20 protein-coding genes and 2 pseudogenes are annotated in these 19,647 nt (G+C 71.4%); 9 read left to right on the top strand and 13 right to left on the bottom strand.

Translation table 11 applies throughout. The features are described 5' to 3' along the window. Positions 1–12 precede the first annotated feature (12 nt). The gene (locus tag IE226_RS03040) at positions 13–738 is read right to left on the bottom strand and encodes a VOC family protein (protein ID WP_190079336.1); all 726 of its coding nucleotides are present in this window, start codon (positions 736–738) and stop codon (positions 13–15) included. 83 nt (positions 739–821) lie between these two features. Next, positions 822–1,100: pseudogene (locus IE226_RS43915) on the bottom strand (DNA topoisomerase IV subunit B); the annotation flags it as partial. Between the two features lie 121 nt (positions 1,101–1,221). On the opposite strand from IE226_RS43915, the gene IE226_RS03030 reads away from it, so the two are divergent. Both IE226_RS03030 and IE226_RS03025 read left to right on the top strand, forming a co-directional pair. Then, positions 1,222–2,229: an ATP-binding cassette domain-containing protein gene (locus tag IE226_RS03030; RefSeq protein WP_190079334.1), complete on the top strand. Its 1,008-nt coding sequence runs from the start codon at positions 1,222–1,224 to the stop codon at positions 2,227–2,229. After that, positions 2,226–3,017: an ABC transporter permease gene (locus IE226_RS03025; RefSeq protein WP_190079333.1), complete on the top strand. Its 792-nt coding sequence runs from the start codon at positions 2,226–2,228 to the stop codon at positions 3,015–3,017. The genes IE226_RS03030 and IE226_RS03025 overlap by 4 nt, the downstream gene beginning before the upstream one ends. 56 nt (positions 3,018–3,073) lie before the next feature. Here IE226_RS03025 and IE226_RS03020 read toward each other — a convergent pair whose 3' ends face one another. The 5 genes and pseudogenes from IE226_RS03020 to IE226_RS03000 all read right to left on the bottom strand — a co-directional run bounded on the left by IE226_RS03020 (position 3,074) and on the right by IE226_RS03000 (position 8,260). Continuing rightward, positions 3,074–3,289, bottom strand: coding sequence for a helix-turn-helix domain-containing protein (locus IE226_RS03020; RefSeq protein ID WP_190079332.1), 216 nt, complete (start codon positions 3,287–3,289; stop codon positions 3,074–3,076). Beyond that, positions 3,289–3,786: a DUF2975 domain-containing protein gene (locus IE226_RS03015; protein WP_190079331.1), complete on the bottom strand. Its 498-nt coding sequence runs from the start codon at positions 3,784–3,786 to the stop codon at positions 3,289–3,291. The genes IE226_RS03020 and IE226_RS03015 overlap by 1 nt, the downstream gene beginning before the upstream one ends. A 21-nt stretch (positions 3,787–3,807) precedes the next feature. Further along, positions 3,808–6,954 (bottom strand): ATP-binding protein, encoded by a 3,147-nt coding sequence (locus IE226_RS03010; protein ID WP_190079330.1) that lies wholly within the window; start codon positions 6,952–6,954, stop codon positions 3,808–3,810. 135 nt (positions 6,955–7,089) lie between these two features. Then, on the bottom strand, positions 7,090–7,374 hold the full coding sequence (locus IE226_RS03005) for a hypothetical protein (RefSeq protein ID WP_190079329.1): 285 nt from the start codon (positions 7,372–7,374) through the stop codon (positions 7,090–7,092). Positions 7,375–7,482: 108 nt separating this feature from the next. Continuing rightward, positions 7,483–8,260: pseudogene (locus IE226_RS03000) on the bottom strand (LysR family transcriptional regulator). 92 nt (positions 8,261–8,352) lie between these two features. On the opposite strand from IE226_RS03000, the gene IE226_RS02995 reads away from it, so the two are divergent. Together IE226_RS02995 and IE226_RS02990 are read left to right on the top strand one after the other, a co-directional pair. Continuing rightward, positions 8,353–9,717 carry an aspartate aminotransferase family protein gene (locus IE226_RS02995; protein ID WP_190079328.1) on the top strand — a complete coding sequence of 455 codons (1,365 nt, stop codon included), beginning with the start codon at positions 8,353–8,355 and terminating at the stop codon, positions 9,715–9,717. A 344-nt stretch (positions 9,718–10,061) separates the two neighbouring features. After that, positions 10,062–10,493 (top strand): plasmid pRiA4b ORF-3 family protein, encoded by a 432-nt coding sequence (locus IE226_RS02990; RefSeq protein WP_190079327.1) that lies wholly within the window; start codon positions 10,062–10,064, stop codon positions 10,491–10,493. Positions 10,494–10,502: 9 nt separating this feature from the next. On the opposite strand, the gene def is transcribed toward IE226_RS02990, so the two are convergent. Next, on the bottom strand, positions 10,503–11,165 hold the full coding sequence (gene def, locus IE226_RS02985; RefSeq protein WP_190079326.1) for a peptide deformylase: 663 nt from the start codon (positions 11,163–11,165) through the stop codon (positions 10,503–10,505). Positions 11,166–11,228: 63 nt separating this feature from the next. Here def and IE226_RS02980 point away from each other — a divergent pair, with 63 nt between their 5' ends. Next, positions 11,229–11,831 (top strand): ArsR family transcriptional regulator, encoded by a 603-nt coding sequence (locus IE226_RS02980; RefSeq protein WP_190079325.1) that lies wholly within the window; start codon positions 11,229–11,231, stop codon positions 11,829–11,831. Positions 11,832–11,890: 59 nt separating this feature from the next. On the opposite strand, the gene IE226_RS02975 is transcribed toward IE226_RS02980, so the two are convergent. Next, complete coding sequence (locus IE226_RS02975; protein ID WP_190079324.1) at positions 11,891–12,550, bottom strand: HAD family hydrolase; 660 nt, start codon at positions 12,548–12,550, stop codon at positions 11,891–11,893. Positions 12,551–12,622: 72 nt separating this feature from the next. Next, positions 12,623–13,294 carry an HhH-GDP family DNA glycosylase gene (locus IE226_RS02970; protein WP_190079323.1) on the bottom strand — a complete coding sequence of 224 codons (672 nt, stop codon included), beginning with the start codon at positions 13,292–13,294 and terminating at the stop codon, positions 12,623–12,625. 489 nt (positions 13,295–13,783) lie between these two features. Between IE226_RS02970 and IE226_RS02965 the strand changes: the two genes are divergently transcribed. From IE226_RS02965 to denD, 4 genes are all read left to right on the top strand, one after another. Beyond that, positions 13,784–14,461: a dienelactone hydrolase family protein gene (locus IE226_RS02965; RefSeq protein ID WP_190079322.1), complete on the top strand. Its 678-nt coding sequence runs from the start codon at positions 13,784–13,786 to the stop codon at positions 14,459–14,461. A 339-nt stretch (positions 14,462–14,800) separates the two neighbouring features. Further along, positions 14,801–14,923 (top strand): hypothetical protein, encoded by a 123-nt coding sequence (locus IE226_RS44805; protein ID WP_268251270.1) that lies wholly within the window; start codon positions 14,801–14,803, stop codon positions 14,921–14,923. Positions 14,924–14,964: 41 nt separating this feature from the next. Then, positions 14,965–15,771 carry a 2-oxo-tetronate isomerase gene (gene otnI, locus IE226_RS02955; protein WP_190079321.1) on the top strand — a complete coding sequence of 269 codons (807 nt, stop codon included), beginning with the start codon at positions 14,965–14,967 and terminating at the stop codon, positions 15,769–15,771. Beyond that, complete coding sequence (gene denD / locus IE226_RS02950) at positions 15,768–16,802, top strand: D-erythronate dehydrogenase (protein WP_190079320.1); 1,035 nt, start codon at positions 15,768–15,770, stop codon at positions 16,800–16,802. Before otnI ends, denD begins: the two co-directional genes overlap by 4 nt. Before the next feature lie 120 nt (positions 16,803–16,922). On the opposite strand, the gene IE226_RS02945 is transcribed toward denD, so the two are convergent. From IE226_RS02945 to IE226_RS02935, 3 genes are all read right to left on the bottom strand, one after another. Next, positions 16,923–17,540 (bottom strand): hypothetical protein, encoded by a 618-nt coding sequence (locus tag IE226_RS02945; protein WP_229870364.1) that lies wholly within the window; start codon positions 17,538–17,540, stop codon positions 16,923–16,925. 39 nt (positions 17,541–17,579) lie between these two features. Further along, positions 17,580–19,037, bottom strand: coding sequence for an FG-GAP repeat domain-containing protein (locus tag IE226_RS02940; protein WP_190079319.1), 1,458 nt, complete (start codon positions 19,035–19,037; stop codon positions 17,580–17,582). Between the two features lie 106 nt (positions 19,038–19,143). Beyond that, the gene (locus IE226_RS02935; RefSeq protein ID WP_190079318.1) at positions 19,144–19,551 is read right to left on the bottom strand and encodes a RidA family protein; all 408 of its coding nucleotides are present in this window, start codon (positions 19,549–19,551) and stop codon (positions 19,144–19,146) included. Positions 19,552–19,647 lie beyond the last annotated feature (96 nt).

The raw sequence follows: 19,647 nt of genomic DNA, 5'->3' as shown, positions 1-19,647 counted from the left end.
CCGATCCACCGCCTACCGGTCGTGGCGGCGCACTCGAATGGTCAGCCCCTCAGGGCTGCGCAGCCGCACCTCGTGGCGCCCCTCGGTCTCTTCGGCCTCTTCGGCGCGGACGACAGAGCCCGGACCGTGGTCGCCTGAGATGACACTGTCCAGATCGTCCACACCGACCGCGAGTTCCCACTGAGGTCCTGACCCGGCGGCGGGGCCGTGCGTAGTGACGAAGTCGGCACAGTCAAGACGAGCTCCCAGCGTCTCGCGGTAGAAATGCCGGGCCCGTTCGGGCTGTTCGCAGGCCAGGACCATCCGCTGTGGGGCGCCCGCAGCACGGGCGGGGAGCTCCCAGCCGCTGAAGCGGTGCGGCTGCCACAAGGAGAACGCCGCGCCCACGGGATCGATCAGCGTGGCCATGCGGCCCTGATCGCCCGCGTCGAAGGGAGCCACCACGAGACGCGCACCGTTCGCCGTCGCTGCTTCGACGCGGCGGTCGACGTCGTGGACCGCCAGGTAGTAAGCGATGTGGGCGGGAGTTCCCGGCGGATAGACCGGATTGGCAAGGTCGCTCACGCTGCCGATCCGATGACCGTCGACGGATATTTTCGTGGCCCGGCGCCAGTCGTCTTCATCCACCGCGAAGTGCCATCCCAGAGCCTTGGAAAAGAAGGCGGCGGTGCCGGTCAGGTCACGGGTCTTGACATCCATCCAGCAGAACTCGTTCAGTGAACCCAGACGGGCGGTCATTCCATGCTCCTTGTCGTCAGAATGCTGGCTATCGCGTCTCCTGACGACTACACAAGCGGATTTCCGTCTCGCGTCCTCGTGCACACCCGTGCCGAAGGCGGAGATGATCGCCGGCAGTCGGACAACTTGCCCGGCAGCGCCGCCGTTTCGAGCAGGCCCTTGCGGCGGGTCAGATCGCGCGCCTTGCGGGCCGCGGCCTGTGCCGAGGCCGCCTCGACGGCCTTGCGCACGATGTCCGCGACCTCGTTCGATTGGCGCTCGAACCAGTCGCTCAGACGCTCGTGGACGTCCTTCTGCACAAAGGTGCGCGCCTCCGAGTTTCCGACGTCTCCCGGAGGCCGCCAGTCGCGCTGCGCGGGGCCGCCGTCTTCCCGGCCGCGCGCTACCCGGGGCCGCCGATGCCCCGACCGGTTCCAGTGCCCCAGCGCGCCTTGAAACCACCGTGAAACCCCGCTGAACGCGCCCTGCCACAACCTGTGCGCCATGACGACATCGACAACCCCCGCGCTCGCCATCGCGGCCACTGGCCTGCGCAAGGCATACGGGGACAAGACGGTCCTGGACGGCATCGACCTGGCTGTCCCCGAAGGAACAATCTTCTCCATGCTCGGCCCGAACGGGGCCGGCAAGACCACCGCCGTCAAAATCCTCTCCACCTTTATCTCCGCCGACGCCGGTGACCTGCGTGTCGGTGGCCACGACCTGGCCGCCGATCCGCAATCCGTACGCGCCATGATCGGTGTGACCGGGCAGTTCTCCGCCGTGGACGGCCTGATCACCGGCGAGGAGAACATGCTCCTCATGGCAGATCTGCACCATCTGTCCCGCCACGAAGGCCGCCGAGCGTCTGCCGAGCTGCTGGAGCGCTTCGACCTGACCGAGGCGGCGGGAAAGCCCGCCGTCACCTACTCCGGCGGCATGAAGCGCCGCTTGGACCTCGCCATGACGCTGGTCGGCAGCCCGCGCGTCATCTTCCTCGACGAGCCGACCACCGGACTCGACCCGCGTTCACGGCACAACATGTGGGGCATCATCCGCGAGCTGGTCTCGGACGGCGTCACGGTCTTCCTCACCACTCAGTACCTGGAAGAAGCCGACCAACTCGCCGACCACATAGCGGTGTTGCACGAGGGCAAGATCGCCGCCCTGGGTACGGCCGACGAACTGAAGCGCCTCGTCCCGGGCGGGCACGTCCGGCTGCGCTTCTCCGACCCGGCCGCGTACGAGGCCGCCGCCCTGACCCTGGGTGAGGTCACGCGCGACGACGAGTCCCTCTCCTTGCAGATCCCCAGCGACGGCAGCCAGCGCGAACTGCGCGCCATTCTCGACCGGCTGGACTCCGCGGCCATCGAGGCTGACGTACTGACCCTGCACACACCTGACCTCGACGACGTGTTCTTCGCCCTGACCGGCGCCGACCGTCGCGCCGAGCAGCCCGCCGACCAGTCAGCCGCCCGATCCGCCGCCCAGCCCAAGGAGACCGTCCGATGAGCTCGCTCCCCCTCGCCGTACGCGACTCCACCACCATGCTGCGCCGCAACCTCCTGCACGCGCGCCGCTATCCCTCCCTCACGCTCAACATTCTGCTGACGCCGATCGTCCTGCTGTTGTTGTTCGTCTACGTCTTCGGCGACGTGATGAGCGCCGGCATCGGAGGCGGCGGCGCCGACCGGTCCGACTACGTCGCCTATCTCGTCCCCGGCATTCTGCTGATGACCATCGGCGCCACCCCGGCCGGGACAGCGGTGTCCGTGTCCATGGACATGGCCGAGGGCATCATCGCCCGCTTCCGCACGATGGCCGTCCACCGCGGCTCCGTGCTCATCGGGCACGTCGTCGGAAGCGTGCTGCAGGCGATCCTCAGTGTGCTGCTCGTCGGCGCCGTGGCCGTGGCCATCGGCTTCCGGTCCACGGACGCCACACCCCTGGAATGGTTCGCGGCGTTCGGACTGCTCGCGCTGGTCGCCCTGGCGTTCACCTGGATCGCGGTGGGGATGGGCATGGCCAGCCCCAATCCCGAGGCGGCCAGCAACAACGCGCTGCCGCTGATGATCCTGCCGCTCATCTCCAGCGCCTTCGTCCCGGTCGACGCGATGCCGGGCTGGTTCAGGCCCATCGCCGAGTACCAGCCCTTCACTCCGGCCATCGAGACCCTGCGCGGCCTGCTGCTCGGCACCGGGATCGGCAACAGCGGCTGGATCACCGTCGTCTGGTGCATAGCCCTGACCGCGCTCGGCTACCGCTGGTCGACGTCGCTGTTCAACCGCGAACCGAAGTAGACGCTCGCGACGCCGCACCCGCCCATTTTGGCGCGACAGCCGGCCCCGCACTCGTCTCATCCTCCGTCGTCGGGAACCCAGCGCAGTACGTCGCCGGGCTGGCAGTCGAGGGTGCGGCAGATGGCGTCCAGAGTGGTGAACCGGATCGCCTTCGCGCGGCCGTTCTTGAGCACGGCGACGTTGGCGGGGGTGATACCGATCGCGGCGGCGAACTCGCCGACCGACATGTTGCGCTCCGCGAGCCGTCGGTCGATGTCGACGACGATGGCCATCAGATGACCTCGGCCATCTCCGTCTGGAGCGCCGTCGCCTTGCCCAGGAGGCTTCGCATGATCACGGTGAGCATGGTGAAGGAGGCCCCCACACCGGCCGCCGTGATCGCTGCCGCCAGGGCGCTCTCGACGTCCATCCCCTCGTCCGGAGAGGGGATCTCGGCCAGTGCCAGGTGGACGGCGGCGCCCATCGCAAGCGCCGTCGCCGCCATCGCCGAGCCGATGATGACATCGACCCAACGGAAGGCCTTCGGCGCGAAGATGACGCCCTCCTGCGCCATGCCGAGCAGCCTCCAGGTGGCGACGAGGGCGACCTGGACGCAGGCGACGCCGAGGATGGCCAGCACCGCGTACGGCGCGGCGAGCGGGCCATACGCGGGAAAGCGGTCGACCTCATCGGCCGCCGTCACCGGGATGACGACGACCTGGCCGAAGAGGCCGACTGGAACGACCACTGCGATGACGGCTCGTAGCGCGCCCGTGATGAAGTGATGCATCTATCGATTTTCGATCGGAATCTATCGTTGGTCAATAGATCGGCCAGGCTCTCCGCTCAGTGCGCGGGCCGCCCCCCACAGCTCGTCCCGCTCCAGGGCGGCGTACTTCGACACGGCGTCGGCGTACGCCGTCCCGTCGGCGTTCCGCGCCGCCTGCCGGGCGCGGTCCGCCGACATCGTCGGCTGGAACTCGCGCTGCACCCGCAGCCGTTCGGCCAGCGCGATCATCCGTACGGCGGAAACGTCGCCGGAGGCGAGTCCCGCCATGCCGAGCGCGTGCAGCACCGTCCCGAACACCGGTAGCTCCATGGGTGAGCGGGGCGGACCGGCGAGCAGGGTCCGCAGCCGCCGGCGGAGCCGATCGACCGGGTCCGCGACGAGTTCGAGGCGACCGGCGTGCGCATGCGCCGTCACGGCCGCCGACTGGATCTGCAGGGCCCACGGGTCGAGCCAGGGATCACCGCTGTGCAGCGAACCTGCCTCGGGCATCCGCTCAAGGGCGCTGCGCCACAGACCGAGGCCGGTCTCCGTGAGGCCGCGGGCGAGTGCCATCTCGGCGCGGGCGCCGACGTCGGGGCTGTAGAAGGCGTCGTCCGGCGCGGTGTTGTCCCCCCGCACCTCCCGCAGCCAGGACTCGGCCTCGTCGGGGTCACCGCGCTGCAGGCAGGCGAGGACGAGGGCCGAGCGGATGCCGATGTAGTCGTGCTCGTCGCCCAGCCGCGGCAGCGTCCGCAGCGCCGCCCGCAGGTTCTCGTAGGCGACCTCGCCCTGTCCCGTGCGCAGGCTCAGTTCGCTCAGCCGGGAGTGCCCCATGAGCTGCAGGGCCGGGTTGCCCACCGGATCCAGCGCGGTGATCATCCTGCGGGCCGAGACGAGCGCGCGGTCGATGTCGTGCTCGTACTCCCACACGTAGGTGGCCACGCATTCGGCGATGCCCGCGAGCAGTGGCTCCTCGCTGTCGCACAGGGCGTGCAGCACGGCGTAGCCGGGAGGCCGCACCGCGGGCAGGGCGCACAGCACGACGGCGACGGCGCGCGGCAGCGTGTCGGGCGGGGCCGGCGGCAGCCGGCGCAGGGTGACGAGCTGGCGTACGGCACGCGGACCCAGGTTCATGAACTGGCCCGCCGCGCACAGCACCGCCGCGGCACGGGCGACTTCGACGTAGGCGGGGTCGGGGCGGTAGTGCGAGAGCAGCGGTCCCGTGTCCGTGGCGAGGCTCGCCAGGCGGGGGTAGTTGGAGCCGGTGCACCACAGGGCGGCAAGTACGGCGGTGAGGGCCGCGGTGGCGGGGCCGTCCGCACGCGCCAGGGCGTACCGCAGGGCCGCCACGAGGTTGTCCTGCTCGATCCTGATCCGCTCGCGGGCGGCAAGGGGTTCCGGGCCCATGAGCACGTGATGGTGCGCGAGCCCGAAGTCCCGCGCCCAGGCGAGGAACCGGCCGATGGCCTCGTCTGTCTCCCCGGTCTCCGCGCGGCGGGCCGCACAGAACTCCCGTACGGTCTCCAGCATCCGGAAGCGCGCACCGGCCGGAGCGTCCGCGACGGTGAGCAGCGACTGCCCGGCCAACTGCTCCACGAGGAACAGCGCGTCCTCGCCGAGGACCTGTGCCGCCGCTTCGCCGGAGAAGCCGGCGGGGAAGACGGACAGGGTGCGCAGCGCCGCCCTGGCGTCTTCCGCGAGCAGGTTCCAGCTCCACTCGACGACCGCGTGCAGGGTGCGGTGCCGCTCCGGCACGTCCCGCGCCGCGCCCCGGAGCAGCGCGAACCGGTCGCCGATGCGGCGGGCGATCTCCTTCACCGAGAGGACCCGCACCCGCGCCGCGGCCAACTCCACGGCGAGCGGCAGCCCGTCGAGGTGGCAGCACAGCTCCTCCACCGCGTCCGGCGGCAGCTCGACGCCGCTCCTCGCGGCCCTCGCCCGCTGCGTGAACAGTTCGGCCGAGGTGGCAAGACCGAGCTCCGGCAGCGCGTACACCGCCTCCGACGTAAGGTCCAGCGGCGCCCGGCTCGTGGCGAGCACCCGCAGCTCCTTCGAGGCGGCGACCAGTGCCTGTACGAGGTCGGCGGCGCCGCGGATGACGTGCTCGCAGTTGTCGAGGACGAGCAGGGCGGGCCCGGAGCCGAGCACGCCCAGGACGGCGGACACCGGGTCGACCGGGCCGTGGCCGCTCACCACGCCGTGCCGTCCCTCGCCCGCGCCGAGCGCGGAGGCCACCTCCGTGGCCACGTCCTGGTCCTCGGTGACGCCGGCGAGCGGCACGAAATGCACCACGCGCTGTTCGGCCCGGCGGCTGACGGCATGCGCGAGCCGGGTCTTGCCGAGGCCGCCGGGGCCGATGACGGTGACGGCGCGCGAGTGGCGCAGCAGCCGTTCCACCGCGGCGATGTCCGCCTCCCGGCCGAGCAGCGGGTTCGGCTCGTGCGGCACGCCGTGCCTGACCGCGGGCGCCTCGTCACGCAGCAACTCCTGTTGGAGGGCCCTGAGGGCGGCGCCCGGCTGCGTGCCGAGCGTGTCGCGCAGCTCGCGCCGGTAGGCCTCGTAGCGCACCAGTGCGGCGGACGGGCCCGCCGTGGCGGCCTCACCGCGCAGCAGCCCGGCAAGGACCTCCTCGTCGCGGGGATGCTCCGAGGCGGCCACGGCCAGCGGGCCCGCTGCCTCCGCGTGCCGTCCCAGGCGGGCGAGCGCGAGCGCCTGCGCGCGTATGAGCGTGCCGCGCACGGGGGCGCGTTCGGTGCGCAGCGCGGCTACGGGGTCCTCGCTGTCGCCGCTCTCGTTACGAGTGCCCTCCCACAGCGCGAGGCCGGCCTCGGCCGCGGACAGCGCTCCCGCGTGGTCCCCGGCCCTGGCCCGTTCCGCGCTGACGGCGGCATGCCGCAGCAGGGCGGAGCTGTCGATCTGCTCCTCGGCGAGGGCGAGCCGATAGCCCGTCGGTGTGCTGGCGATGACGTCGGCCCCCAGCTGCGCCCGCGCCCTGGAGACAAGCACCTGCAGCGCCTTGGCCGGACGCTCCGGCAACGCGTCCGGCCACAGCCCTGCCACGAGTCGTTCGGTGCTGCAGCCCGTGCGCACGTCGCCCGCGAGCAGCGCGAGGAGGCCGCGCAGCCGGGGCGCGGTGACCTCTTGCCCGCGATAGGCGACACGCGGCAGCAGGGTCAGATCGGTGGTCACGCGTGCAGGTTAGCCAAGGTGCCGCCGGGCCCGAATGCCTTTACGGCCGGACGCGGTGTCAGGCGGGCGTCTGTTCGCGGTGAGCGGGCGGTGGAGCAGGGGGCGCCAGGGGACGTCAGAGGGTGTCAGGTCACGTCAGGGGGTGTCACCGGACCAGTCCCAGCGGCGCCGCTCGCCGGGGCGCGGGTCGCGCGGGTCGTACATTGCCCGTCCGCCTGCGCCGAAGTGGCCGAGCTCCGTGGGCAGCGCGACACCCGTTTCTATCTCGCCCTTCGTCCAGCCGGTGATGTCGAGCAACAGGCCGTCCAGCGGCCCGCCGACCAGTTCGGCGTAGTCCCGGCCCGGCTGCGGGCCCTGGCGGGGGTCGTCATGGTCCTGGCCGTAGACCCGGCCGCGCAGCAACTCCTCGTCCCTGTCCATGCACCCACACTCTCAGCCGCCACTGACAATGCGGCCCGCCCTGCGGGCAGCGGCCCGCAGGCACCGCGCACGGCTCACGGCGCACCGCGCACGGCTCTCACGCGGCCTTCACTCACCGTCCGGCAGCGGCAACGGCAGCTCCGGGTGGTGCCGCAGTGCTTCCAGTACGGCGCGCACCGCCGCGCGCGGCGGGGAGCCGCGGCGGATGGCTGCCGTGATGGTGCGTGTGACCGGCGTGGCCAGTTCCCTGGTGGCGACGCGGTAGCGGCGGTCGACCGCGAGACCGGGCAGCAGCGCGATCGACAGCCCGGCCTCGACGTGCTGCAGGCTCATCATGTAGTTGCTGAACCGGCACACCACTCGCGGCTCGAAGCCCGACTGACGGCACAGCCGCAGCGCGAGGTTGGCCATGTAGGACTGCGGGATGTCGAAGGCCCACGGCTCGTCCGCGTAGGCCGCCAGATCGACCGCGCCACGGCCGACGGCGGGGTGATCGGGCGGCACCACCAGCAGGACCGGGTACGTCGAGGTGCGGATGCGCGCGTGCCAGGCGGCTCACCGCCGGCACGGCCATCGTGTGGATCGCGCTCTGGAACGCCCCCAGGCGCACAAGACCGGCCGGTTCCTCGCCGAAGCCGCGCAGCTCCGCCTCCACGCTGCTCATGTGGTCGAGGATCGCCCGTGCCCGTCGCGCCAGGATCAGCCCGGCCGGGGTCAGCCGCACGCGGCGTCCTGTCCGCTCGAGCAGTTGGGTGCGGGTCTCGGTCTCCAGAACGGCGAGCTGCTGGGAGACGCTCGACGGGCTCAGATTGGCGGCTTGGGCGACCGCGCGCACCGTGCCGAGCGTGTCGAGCTGGCTCAGCAGCCGCAGCCTCCAGGGGTTCATCACGCCCCCCATTGTTGTGCGGGTTTCCCGAACAGGAAAGCCGGAATCGTGAGATGGACGTGTCGCTCGGGTGCCGCCTACCGTCGATGGGCATGACCGCTTCGACTGCTGCTTCCGCCACCGCCGCCGACACCCACTCGGCCACCGCATCGCTGTCCGCCGGAGCCTTCTGGTCCGACGCGGAGAGGCATCTCGTGCGCTACGGACCCGAATTCACCCCGGAGATCATCGAGCGTGCCGCCGGGAGCTTCGTGTTCACCGCGGACGGCCGGAAGATCCTGGACTTCACCTCCGGCCAGATGAGCGCGATCCTGGGTCACTCGCACCCGGAGATCGTCGCGACCGTCCAGCGGCAGGTCGCCTCCCTCGATCACCTCTTCAGCGGCATGCTCAGCCGCCCGGTGGTCGACCTCGCCCGGCGTCTGGCAGAGACGCTGCCCGCTCCGCTGGAGAAGGCACTGCTCCTGACGACCGGCGCCGAGTCCAACGAGGCCGCCATCCGGATGGCCAAGCTCGTCACCGGCGGGCACGAGATCGTCTCGTTCGCGCGGTCGTGGCACGGCATGACTCAGGCCGCCGCGTCCGCCACCTACAGCGCGGGCCGCAAGGGCTACGGCCCGGGCGCGCCCGGCAACTTCGCCATCCCCGTGCCGAACACCTACCGGCCCGACTTCACCGCGGACGACGGCTCGCTGGACTGGCGCCGCCAACTGGACTGCGCGTTCGACCTGATCGACGCCCAGTCGACCGGCAGCCTGGCCGCGTGCCTGGTGGAACCGATCCTCAGCTCGGGCGGCATCATCGAGCCTCCGGCCGGGTACTTCGCGGCGCTGCGGGACAAGTGCCGGGAACGCGGCATGCTGCTGATCCTGGACGAGGCCCAGACCGGCCTGTGCCGCACGGGAACCTGGTACGCGTTCGAACGCGACGGCGTCGTCCCGGACATCCTCACGCTGTCCAAGACCCTGGGTGCGGGACTGCCCCTGGCAGCCGTGGTGACCAGCGCCGAGATCGAGCAGGAGGCGTACGAGCGCGGCTACCTGTTCTTCACCACGCACGTCTCCGACCCGCTGGTGGCCGCGGTCGGCAACACCGTCCTGGACGTCCTGACCCGCGACAGGCTCGACGAGCGTGCGCGGGCGCTCGGCGCGTTCCTCCACCGCGGCCTGACGGACCTCGCCACGCGGCACCCGGTCGTCGGCGACATCCGGGGCCGTGGCCTGCTGGCCGGGCTCGAACTCGTCGCCGACCGCGAGACGAAGCAGCACTCGAACGAACTGGGGGCGCGGGTCACCCGCCGCTGCCTCGAACTCGGTCTGCACATGAACATCGTCCAACTCCCCGGCATGGGCGGCGTCCTGCGCATGGCACCGCCACTGACCGCCACCGAGGAGGAGCTTGACCTCGGCCTGTCGATCCTGGACCAGGCGATCGGGGACGCCACCGCCACACTGTGAGCCGCCGGTGCCGGCCCGCGTGGCCGACTACCGCAAGGGTTTACGGCGAAGCCAACCCTGCCCGCCGGGATGGCCGTCGGTGGTCCTGATGTCGTAGGTCCACTGTGGGGCGGAGGCGGGTGTGCCACCGTGTCTACTACTGCCGGACAGCCTGAGCACGTACCGCAGCGCCCCTGCCCGCCGGGCGGGGGCGGCTTGCCGGGCTCCCCTTCTTGCGGGGGCTATTGACAAGCCACCGGCTTTACCGTCGCCCCCAACGAGACTGCTCGCCCATACCGTTGGAACATCGGGGGCAACGTCGCCAGACTGGGGTCGAGGGCGTTTCCGCCGCGAAGGGCCCTGCCATGTCCGCTGACTCCGTCCTGCAAATCAAGGTCACTCTGGACGGCATCCGCGCGCCGGTCTGGCGGCGGCTGCAGGTCCCGGCCGACTTCACCCTCGACCGCCTGCACAGGGTGATCCAGGACGCGATGGGCTGGGAGAACTGCCACATGCACCTCTTCGAGACTCCGGTCGGCGACTACGGGCGCCGCGACAGCGGACTCGGCCACCGCGACGAACGCAGGGTTCCACTTTCGGCGGTGGCTCCCTCGGCCGGGGACCGCATCAGCTACGCCTACGACTTCGGCGACGACTGGGTGCACCACATCGAAGTGGAGAAGGCCCTGCCCCGGGACCCTGGCGTGACCTACCCCCGCTGCGTGACCGGCCGCCGGGCCTGCCCTCCAGAAGACTGCGGCGGTCCATGGGGGTACTCGAATCTCGCCGCCCAGTAGCCCCTGCCTCTACCGCCCCAAGCCACCCGCTCTGGCCGCCCGTTGCGCGAAGACGTCCTCCCGGCGGTCTTCCATCTGTCGCAGGGCGTCCTTGCGGTCGCGTTTGGAGAGGCGGTCGAGGTACGTGTGGCCCATGAGGTGGTCGGTCTCGTGTTGCAGGCAGCGGGCGAAGTAGCCCGTGCCCTCGATGACGAGGGGGTTGCCGTCCTTGTCGAGCCCGCGAACGACTGCCCGGTCGGTGCGGGGGACCGTCATGGTGGCGCCCGGCACGGACAGGCAGCCCTCGGAATCGTCGACGAGTCGGCGGCTGCCCGGAGCGGGCAGGTCCAGTACGGGGTTGATGATGTGGCCGATGTGCCGGATGCCGTCGTCGTCCGGGCAGTCGTAGACGAAGAGCCGCAGGTCGACGTCCACTTGGTTGGCGGCAAGCCCGGCGCCTTCGGCCACGTACATCGTCAGGAACATGTCGTCGATGAGCGTCGAGAGTTCCGCGGCCCCGAACTCGGTCACCTCCTGGCACGGACGGCTCAGGATCTCCTCCCCCACCACAGTGATCCGCCGCACCGAACCGCGCTCCGCCTCCGGCGACAGCGCGGGGTACCCGTCGACGGGCTTGCCTTGTACACGGACCCGCCGGTCCACGGCACGGGGCTGGTCGTGACGTACAGGCATCGCTGTCTCCTTCCGGGCAAGACCCCCTTGCCAACAGCTTTGCAAAGTAGCAGACTTTGCAAAGTGACTGAAGACGACCTCAACGCTCCCGCCCCCGGCCGGACGCGGGAGACCGGCGACGCCCTGCCCCGGCACGAGGTGCGTACGGCCCTGATGGATCTGCTGGCCGAGGTCGGCACCGTCACGGCCACCGAGGCCGCCGCCCGCCTCGGCTACAGCTCGGGGCTCTGCTCGTTCCACCTGCGGCAGCTCGCACGCCACGGCCGCATCGAGGAGGCCCCGCACCACGGCGGACGCGCACGCCCCTGGCGCCTGAGGCAGCGGGAGCCCGAGAGCGGCGGACCCGAGCAGGAGCACTTCGGCGACCTGGCCCGGGGTCTCGAGGACGAGAGCTGGCAGCATTGGCTCGCCCGGCGCGACCAGGCACCGGCCGACTGGCGCCGCGACGAGGCCTTCAGCGCCATCGCCTATCTGACGCCCGAGGAGATGAGCCGGGTCGCGGAAACCATCCGCCGGGCACTGGCTCCCTACCAGGACCGCGAGCAACGCCCCCTGGCCCGCCCGGACGGTGCCCGCCCGGTGGCTCTGATCACCCGGCTGTTTCCCCTGCTGCCGCAGCACGATCCCGGTGCGGAGGGGGAAGACCTTCCCCCGTCAGGTACCTAGTTGGCGCCTCGGCGGTATTCCGGCCCACGGCCCTCCGGTCACGGGCGATCAGCAGGCCCCTAACGGGCGAACGCGCTGCTCTTCAGCGAGGACAGCAGGTGGGCGGTGTCGTCGTACACCTCCTCCGCCCCGGCCCGGGAGAGGTCCTCGCGGGGGATGCCGCCGCTGAGCAGGGCCAGCGGTGTGACGCCCGCGCGGCGAGCGGCCTGCATGTCCCACACCGAGTCACCGACGAACACACTGTCCCGCGCGCTCGCACCGGCCAGTTCGAGCGCGTGGGCGACGGGCTCCGCCGCGGGTTTGCCCTCGTCGACGTCGTCGGCGCTGGCCGTCGCGGTGATGACGTCGTCGGCGTCGATGGCGGCGCGCAGGGCGTCGAGTTCGGCGCCGTCCGCGGAAGTGGCGAGGACAATCGTCCAGCCCTCGCCCGCGAGGGTACGCAGCAGCTGTCCGGCGTCCTCGAAGGCTTCGAGCCGGTCGAAGTGGGTGCCGTAGAGCGTCTTGTGCGCGGCGCTGATGGTGGCGTCCTGGTCCTGATCGCGGTCGTCGCCCAGAACATGTGCGATGAGGTCCGTGCCGCCCAGGCCGATCGCGTGGTGCACGGCGCGCATCGACACCCGGTGGCCTGCCTGCCGGAAGGCCTCCCACCAAGCGGTGACGTGCAGGTAGTTGGTGTCGACGAGCGTTCCGTCGACGTCGAACAGGGCGGCACGCGTCACGAGAACTCCATTCATGGGGTGGGGCGGATCAAGGTGTGCGGGTCAACGGCTTCACGTGCGCGGGCGAAGCGCCTACGACGCAAGGAGCTCCTCCGCCGCCTGCTTGTCCAGGGCGACCCGGATGAGCGCCGCCGCGAGGGCCGCGGGATCCGCGTCATCGGCGAGCCGCACCAGCTTCCCGGGGTCCTCCGGCAGGTCGAGCCGGCGTGCTCCTTGCATGGCCTTGTCGCCGAAGCAGGGCTCGACCTGCGGCCACACCCGCTGCACCTCGCGCAGGAAGATGTCGGCGCCCACGGGCCCGAGGCCCGGCACCTTGCGCAGGCTCCGGCGCAGAGCCGCCTCGTCCCCGTCGGCTTCGTCGCGGAGCCGCCGCAGGTCACCTCCGTAGTCCCGCTGGATAAGCTCGGCGCCTTCGCCGAGCTGGGTGCTGGTGCGCTCGTCGTAGCGCCGGTAGCCACCGCGGCCGAGTGCGTCGACGCGGGTCTGCCACGAGGCTTCGGCCATACGGCGCGGGTTGCGCAGCCCGGCGTCGAAGAGTTCGCGTGCCGCGGCCACGGCGATGGCGCTGCGGATGCGTGCGCTCAACAGGTCGGAGAGCACGAGGAGTTGGTAGAGCGGCTGCGGAGTGTCCCGCAACCGGATTCCGGCTTCCTCGGCATAGGTGCGCCCATGGGTCTCCAGGAGGCGGCGTACGAGCGTACGCGGGGCCGGCTTGCGTCCGCGCTTCCCGCTCTCCCCCGTCATGCCGACGCCATGGGGTCGTGGCCGGGTGACGCCGGCCGGTGTGCAGGGTGGGGGGCGGCCGGCCAGGGGTCCCGTCCGGGGAGGCCCCTCGATTCGACGGTGTCCGCGACACCGTGGAGTTCCGCCCGCGGTGCGGCGGGTCCCCGGCTGCTTCGGTCGGCCATTGCTTCTCTCCCGATCTGTCGCGCTGGCTCTGTTCCTGTGGCCCTGCGGCCCTGTGGTCCTGTGGCGTCCGTGAGATCCGGGTGCCCGGGTGTGCGGCTCTTCATGACCCCGGGAAACCGGCCCGTCTCGATCCTGCGCCATCGGGCCTGCCGGGCGGCGCAACGGCGCGAGGCAACGGGCTGACATTCCACCGGGGCCCATCCCGAACACGTACGCGTCGGCCGGATACGGATGGTGCCCGGTACGCCGAGTGGCGCTGCCGCGTTAGCGGAAGCCGGGATGGGTACCCGGCGCGATATCCGTACCCGCGATCCGGAGGTCCCCATGCTGTCCGAGACTGTCACCGTGCCTAGCGGCGAGGGGGCTCTCATCGGTGAACTGACCGTGCCGGACACGGTGTTCGGTGTCGCGGTCCTCGCCCGCAGCAGCGGCAGTTCCCCGCACAACCCGCGTAGCCGGGCTCTGGCCGGCACGCTGCACAATGCCGCCCTCGGGACCCTGGTCATCGACCTGCTCACCGACGACGAGGCGGCCGCGGACCGGGCCACCGGCCGCCGGCACCGCGACGTGGAGCTGCTGACGGACCGGCTGACCGCGTCCGTCGACTGGCTGGCTCCCCAGGTCTCCGACCTGCCGGTCGGCCTGTTCGGCGCGAGCACGGGAGCGGCTGCCGCGCTCGGGGCCGCGGCCGCAAGGCCCGGCCTCGTGGACACGGTGGTGTGCCCCGACGGCCGTCCCGACCTGGCCGGAGACTATGTGCTCGGCCACGTACACGCCCCCGTCCTGCTCCTCGTCGGAGGGCTCGACACCGAGATACTGCGTCTCAACCGGGAAACGGCCAATCGGCTGCGTGTCCTCAGCCGACTGCGCGTGATCCCGGACGCCACGCATCTTTTCGAGGAGCCCGGAGCGCTGGACGAGGTCGCCTCCGTGGCGGCCCGGTGGTTCGCCGGCATGGGCCAGTCGCCGGTCTTCGCCGGTATGGGGCACTCGCCGATCTGATCCTCCCCGGCGGGCGCCTCGGTGCCCGCCGGGCTCGCGCCCCAACCACTCCCTGCCCGGCCGCAGCGCGCGCCCGTCTCCCATCACCCGGCCCAGACCCGACAAGTCGGCAAGAGCTCCGTTGAGGGTCGCTTCAGTACGCATTCAGCACGTACTGCCTAGTCGCAGCCGTGTGCCGGCATCCCAGTGCGCCCGCCCCGCACCCTCAGGTCATCATATGACCTGTTCGCCGCACGGAATTAGTACCGCCCCACCGACGCGGCCCCGGGGTTCCTGGAGCCCGAGCGGCTCGCCCTGGTCGACGCGGCGGGCAACCTGGCGGGCTTCGTCAGCCCGTACATGATCGGCGGGCTCAAGGGCGCCACCGGATCGGCGTCCATCCCCACGTACGTCCTGCCCCTGAGTCTGGTCATCGGCGCGGGTGCCGTACTGACCGCCAAGAAGCACCTAGTCAACCGGTGACCGGGCCTCCGCACTCCGCCCTCCACCCCCAGGGAGCAAGCATGCCGAGGTTCGCCGCGAACCTGTCCATGATGTACACCGAGCACGACTTCCCCGACCGCTTCGCCGCGGCATCGGCGGACGGCTTCGAAGCCGTCGAGTACCTCTTCCCCTACGCCTACGACGCCGGTGAGCTGCGCCGCCGCCTCGACGCTCACGGCCTGCGGCAGGTGCTGTTCAACGCGCCGCCCGGCGACTGGGAGTCCGGCGAGCGGGGCATCGCCTCGCTGCCGGGACGCGAGGCCGAGTTCCGTTCCGGGATCGAGCGGGCGCTGGAGTACGCGGCGGCGCTCGGCTGCTCGCGGGTGCATGTGATGGCCGGTCTCCTGCCGCCCGAAGCGACCCCGGCCCGGCGGGCCGCGCACCGCGACACCTACCTGGCGAATCTGTCATGGGCCGCCGAGCGGGCCGCTGCCGCCGGCGTCGACCTCCTGATCGAGCCGATCAACGGACGTGACATGCCGGGCTACTTCCTGCATCGGCAGGCCGAGGCGCACGCTGTCGTACGGGAGGTGGGCGCCGCGAACCTCAAGGTGCAACTCGACCTGTACCACTGCCAGATCGTGGAGGGCGACCTCACCACGACGCTGCGCCGCGACCTGCCCACCGGCCGCGTCGGCCATCTGCAGATCGCCGGCGTGCCCGACCGCCACGAACCCGACCGCGGCGAACTCGACGTGCGCCACCTGTTCGACGTCGTCGACGAGCTGGGCTTCGACGGGTGGATCGGCTGCGAGTACATCCCCCGTGCCGGTACGAGCGAAGGGCTCGGCTGGCTCAAGGACTACCGAGGAGAAGAACACGCATGAGGATCGTCATCACCGGAGGCTTCGGCTTCCTGGGCCGGCAGGTCGCCGACGCCCTGCTGAGGCGGCGGACCCTGTGCGGAGCGCCCATCGACCGCCTTGTGCTCGCCGACCGGTTCGTGCCCGAAGGGACACCCCCGGCGACTGACCCGCTGGTCGACGTCGTCCGGGGCGACCTGCGCGAACACCTCGACGAGATCTTCGCGCAGCCGGTGGACGTCCTGATCCACCTGGCTTCGGCCGTCTCCGCCGAGTGCGAGGCCGACTTCGACCTCGGCATGAGCGCCAACCTGGACACCACCCGCGCGCTGCTCGACGCCGCCCGCGCCCAGTGCGCCGCCGGCGGCCCCACGCCCCGCGTGGTGTTCTCCAGCAGCGTCGCGGTCTACGGCTCCGATGCCGCGCTGCCGCTGCCGCCCGTGGTCAGCGAGGCGACGCTGCCCGTCCCGCAGTCCAGCTACGGCACGCAGAAGCGCGTCTGCGAGCAGCTGGTCGCCGAGTACACGCGCCGCGGCTTCGTCGACGGACGCGTGGCGCGCCTGATGACCGTCTCGGTGCGGCCCGGCAAACCCAACGCGGCCGCTTCCGGCTTCCTGTCCGGCATCGTCCGCGAACCTCTCGCCGGGCTGCCTGCCACCTGCCCGGTCAGTCCCGGCCTGCTGGTCGCCCTGGCCTCGCCGCGCCGCACCGTCGAGGGCATCCTCCGTATCACCGAAGCCGAGCGCGGCGTCGGCGGCCTCGAAGGCGGACTCCCGGTCAACCTGCCGGCGCTGACGCTCACGGTCGCCGAGATGCTCGCCACCCTGCGCCGGGTGGCCGGCGACGCCGTCGCCGACCTGGTGACGCTCGCGCCCGACCCCGCCATCGAGGCGATCGTCGGCTCCTGGCCGGCCGCCTTCGACAACGCGCGCGCCACCGCGCTCGGCCTGGAGCCCGACGAGAACTTCGAGTCGGTCATCCGCGCATACATGGCGGACCACCCCGAAGCCGTCACGGCCACGGCCCTGCCCGCCACCGGGGCGATCGGGCCCTGACGGATAGTCTGACGAGCATGTTCTCCAAGGTGAGTGGCACCACGCGATCCTGGCAGCCATCGAGGCAGGCGGACACGGACGCGGCCCGCAGCGCCGTACGCCGCCACATGAAGCATGCGCTCAGTCCTGCCGCTGACCGGCGGGATCCTCGCTGAGGAAGTCCCCGACCAGTTCGGGCGGGTTGGCCGCGCGCGTCAGCGTGAACATCGCGTCGGGGTCGAACATGTCGTAGAGGATCACCGGCAGGGGACGCCCGAAGATGCCGGCGAGGTGGCCGTCCGTGTGGAGCCGGCGCGCGAGGTCGACACAGAGTTCGTGGAACTGCTCCGCGAGTTGTTCGCCGCGCTCGTCCTCGTCTGCGTCGTTGTCTCCGTGGTCGCCTGCGTCATCGTCCTCGTACCAGAGGCCCCGGGCGGCTGCTTCCTGCCTGTACAGCTCGGCGCCGACCGGATCGCGTTCCGGGTCGTGGCCGACGACGCGGACGCCTTCCAGCCCTGACGGCGGGAAGTAGGCGTAGTTCCAGCGGGCCTCCCACGGCTCCGCCCCGCCCGCCGCCGCGAGCGCCCGGGCCACCTCGGTCTCGGTGTTGTAGCCGATCGCCAGGTACGGGAATCTCGGGTCCTGGTCGACGCTGTCGATCCGGAAGGTGACCGCGTAGATGTCGGAGGTCAGCTCTTTCGGGAATTCGGCCAGGGCACGCGAAACCGCCTGCCCCATGTGCAGTCGGAATGTCGTCAACAGCTCGTCTCCTCAGCCATGTCGCGGTGATGTCGCGGCCTAACGTGCCAGGTCTGCGGCGTCGAAGGACGCCACGTTCTTTCCTGCGCCGTCGATGATCCACCAGTCCCGGGCGAGGTTCTCCTGGTAGGCCGTGGCCAGGACGAGTTCGTCGCGCTCGTCTGCGACGAGATCGGCTGCGCCTACGAGCTGTCCCGCCCACTGCTGCGGGTCGTAGGGGTCGGGATCGGGTGCGGGACGGGTGCGGTGCAGGTGCTTCCACGGCCGGGAACCTAGGCCGGGCGAGGAGCCGCCGTGCAGGATGTCGACGCGGTCGCCGGAGCCCTCGCGGTCGCCCGCGCGTTGGACGGCGAGGTCGTCGCAGCCGTCGGCGTCGAGGTCCGCGGCCATCAGGCCGATACCGAAGCCGCCCTTGCGGGCGCCGCCCTCGATGACGACGGGCGCCCCGGGAGCCTTGCCGTAGCGGATGGTCACCCTGCCCAAGCGGTCGGCCGGTTCCAGTTCCTCGTCCGTCGAGATGCCGCTGTTGCCCACGGCGATGTCGGTCCGGTGGTCGCCGTCGAAGTCGCCGACGGCGATGTTCTCGCCCTCGGGCAGCTTCTCGGGCTCCTTGCTCAGTGCGGTCGCGGTGTCCGTGCCGCCGGTGAGGAGCAGCGGCGAGCCCGTCCCTCCGGGTTCGTGGACGAGCAGGTCGGTGGCGCGGTCGCCGGTGACCTCCGCCGCGATCAGCTGGAGGTCGACCACGCGGCCGAACCCCCGCGGGTCCGGGTCGGCACGCTCACTGGTCCGTGCGGGCTCTCCGTCGCGGCTGAAGGGGCCGTGCAGAACGACCAGCCGCCGCTTTTCCGGACCGGTGCGGTAGGTGGCCAGATCGGTGTGGCCGTCGCCGTCGAAGTCTCCGGCCACCGGCGGGTCCGTATAGAAACTGTTGCCCTTGGCGTCGAGCGCGGTACGGCCTTCTCCGACGTGCGGAAGCCGGACGCGGGCGGGCCGGTTGCCGGGGGCCGGGCCGCCGGGTCGGCCCCACTGGACATGGGCGCCGGCACCCGCGACGAGATCGGGGCGGCCGTCGCCGTCGAGGTCGGCGACGGTCGGGACGGACAGGCCGCCGGTCATCACGTCTTCTTCGGGCAGTTCGAAGTCATCGGGGGTGAACACCGTCCGGTGCTCGGTGCGCGGGCCCTGCTCCGAGCCGTACACCAGGGCGATCCGGCCCGTCTCCGAGGCGTCGCCGTTGTCGGCCGGTACCTCAAGAGCCAGGTCGGGGTGGCCGTCGTCGTCGAAGTCGGGTGCGGGCAGGCCGACCCGGCCCCGGCTCGCGGGCCCTGGTGTGCCGGCCGGTGCCGACGGTCGGCAGGCGCTGTCCGCGATCGGCCGGAGTACCTCCTGGTTCTGGGCGCCTGTGGCGGTGCCCATCACCACTACGGCGGCCAGCAGGCCGAGCCCTCCTCGCCGCCGGAAGCCCTTGCCGCGTCCCCCTGCCGATCCGTACTTCATGTGGCCACTACAACTGACACGCTCGACCGGTTCCAAGATCCTGGATCACTTTGTTACGCCCCCGGGACGGGACGGGGCGGGGTCAGCGGGACGGGACGGGGCGGGGTCAGTCGATGACCGCGGTGGCCTCGACCTCCACCAGATGCTCGGGCACATCCAGCGCCGCCACCCCCACCAGCGTGCCCGGCGGCACGAGAGCCTCCCCCAGCTGCGCGGCCGCCCGGGCGACTCCTTCTCCGAAGAGGGCCATCTTGTCCGGGGTCCAGTCGACGACGTACACGGTCAGCTTCGCCACGTCGGCGAAGGAAGCTCCGACTCCCGCCAGGGCTTTGGCGACATTGAGGTAGCACTGCTCGACCTGAGCGGCGAGGTCGCCTTCGCAGACCGTGACGCCGTGGGCGTCCCGGGCGACCTGCCCGGCGACGAACACCAGCTTCGACCCCGTGGCGACGGACACCTGCCGGTAGGCATCGATTTCGGGCAACCCGTCGGGATTCACCAGGGTGATGGCCATGTCGTCTGTCTCCTTGTCATGGAAGCCCCTACGGGCTCGATGCTCATCCGGCCCACGCACGCGTGCTCTCCGGGAGTTACCGGGAAACCGTAGGAG

Source organism: Streptomyces longisporoflavus (assembly GCF_014649775.1).
Classification (GTDB): Bacteria; Actinomycetota; Actinomycetes; order Streptomycetales; family Streptomycetaceae; genus Streptomyces; species Streptomyces longisporoflavus.
This window is presented reverse-complemented; position numbering and strand designations above follow the sequence as displayed.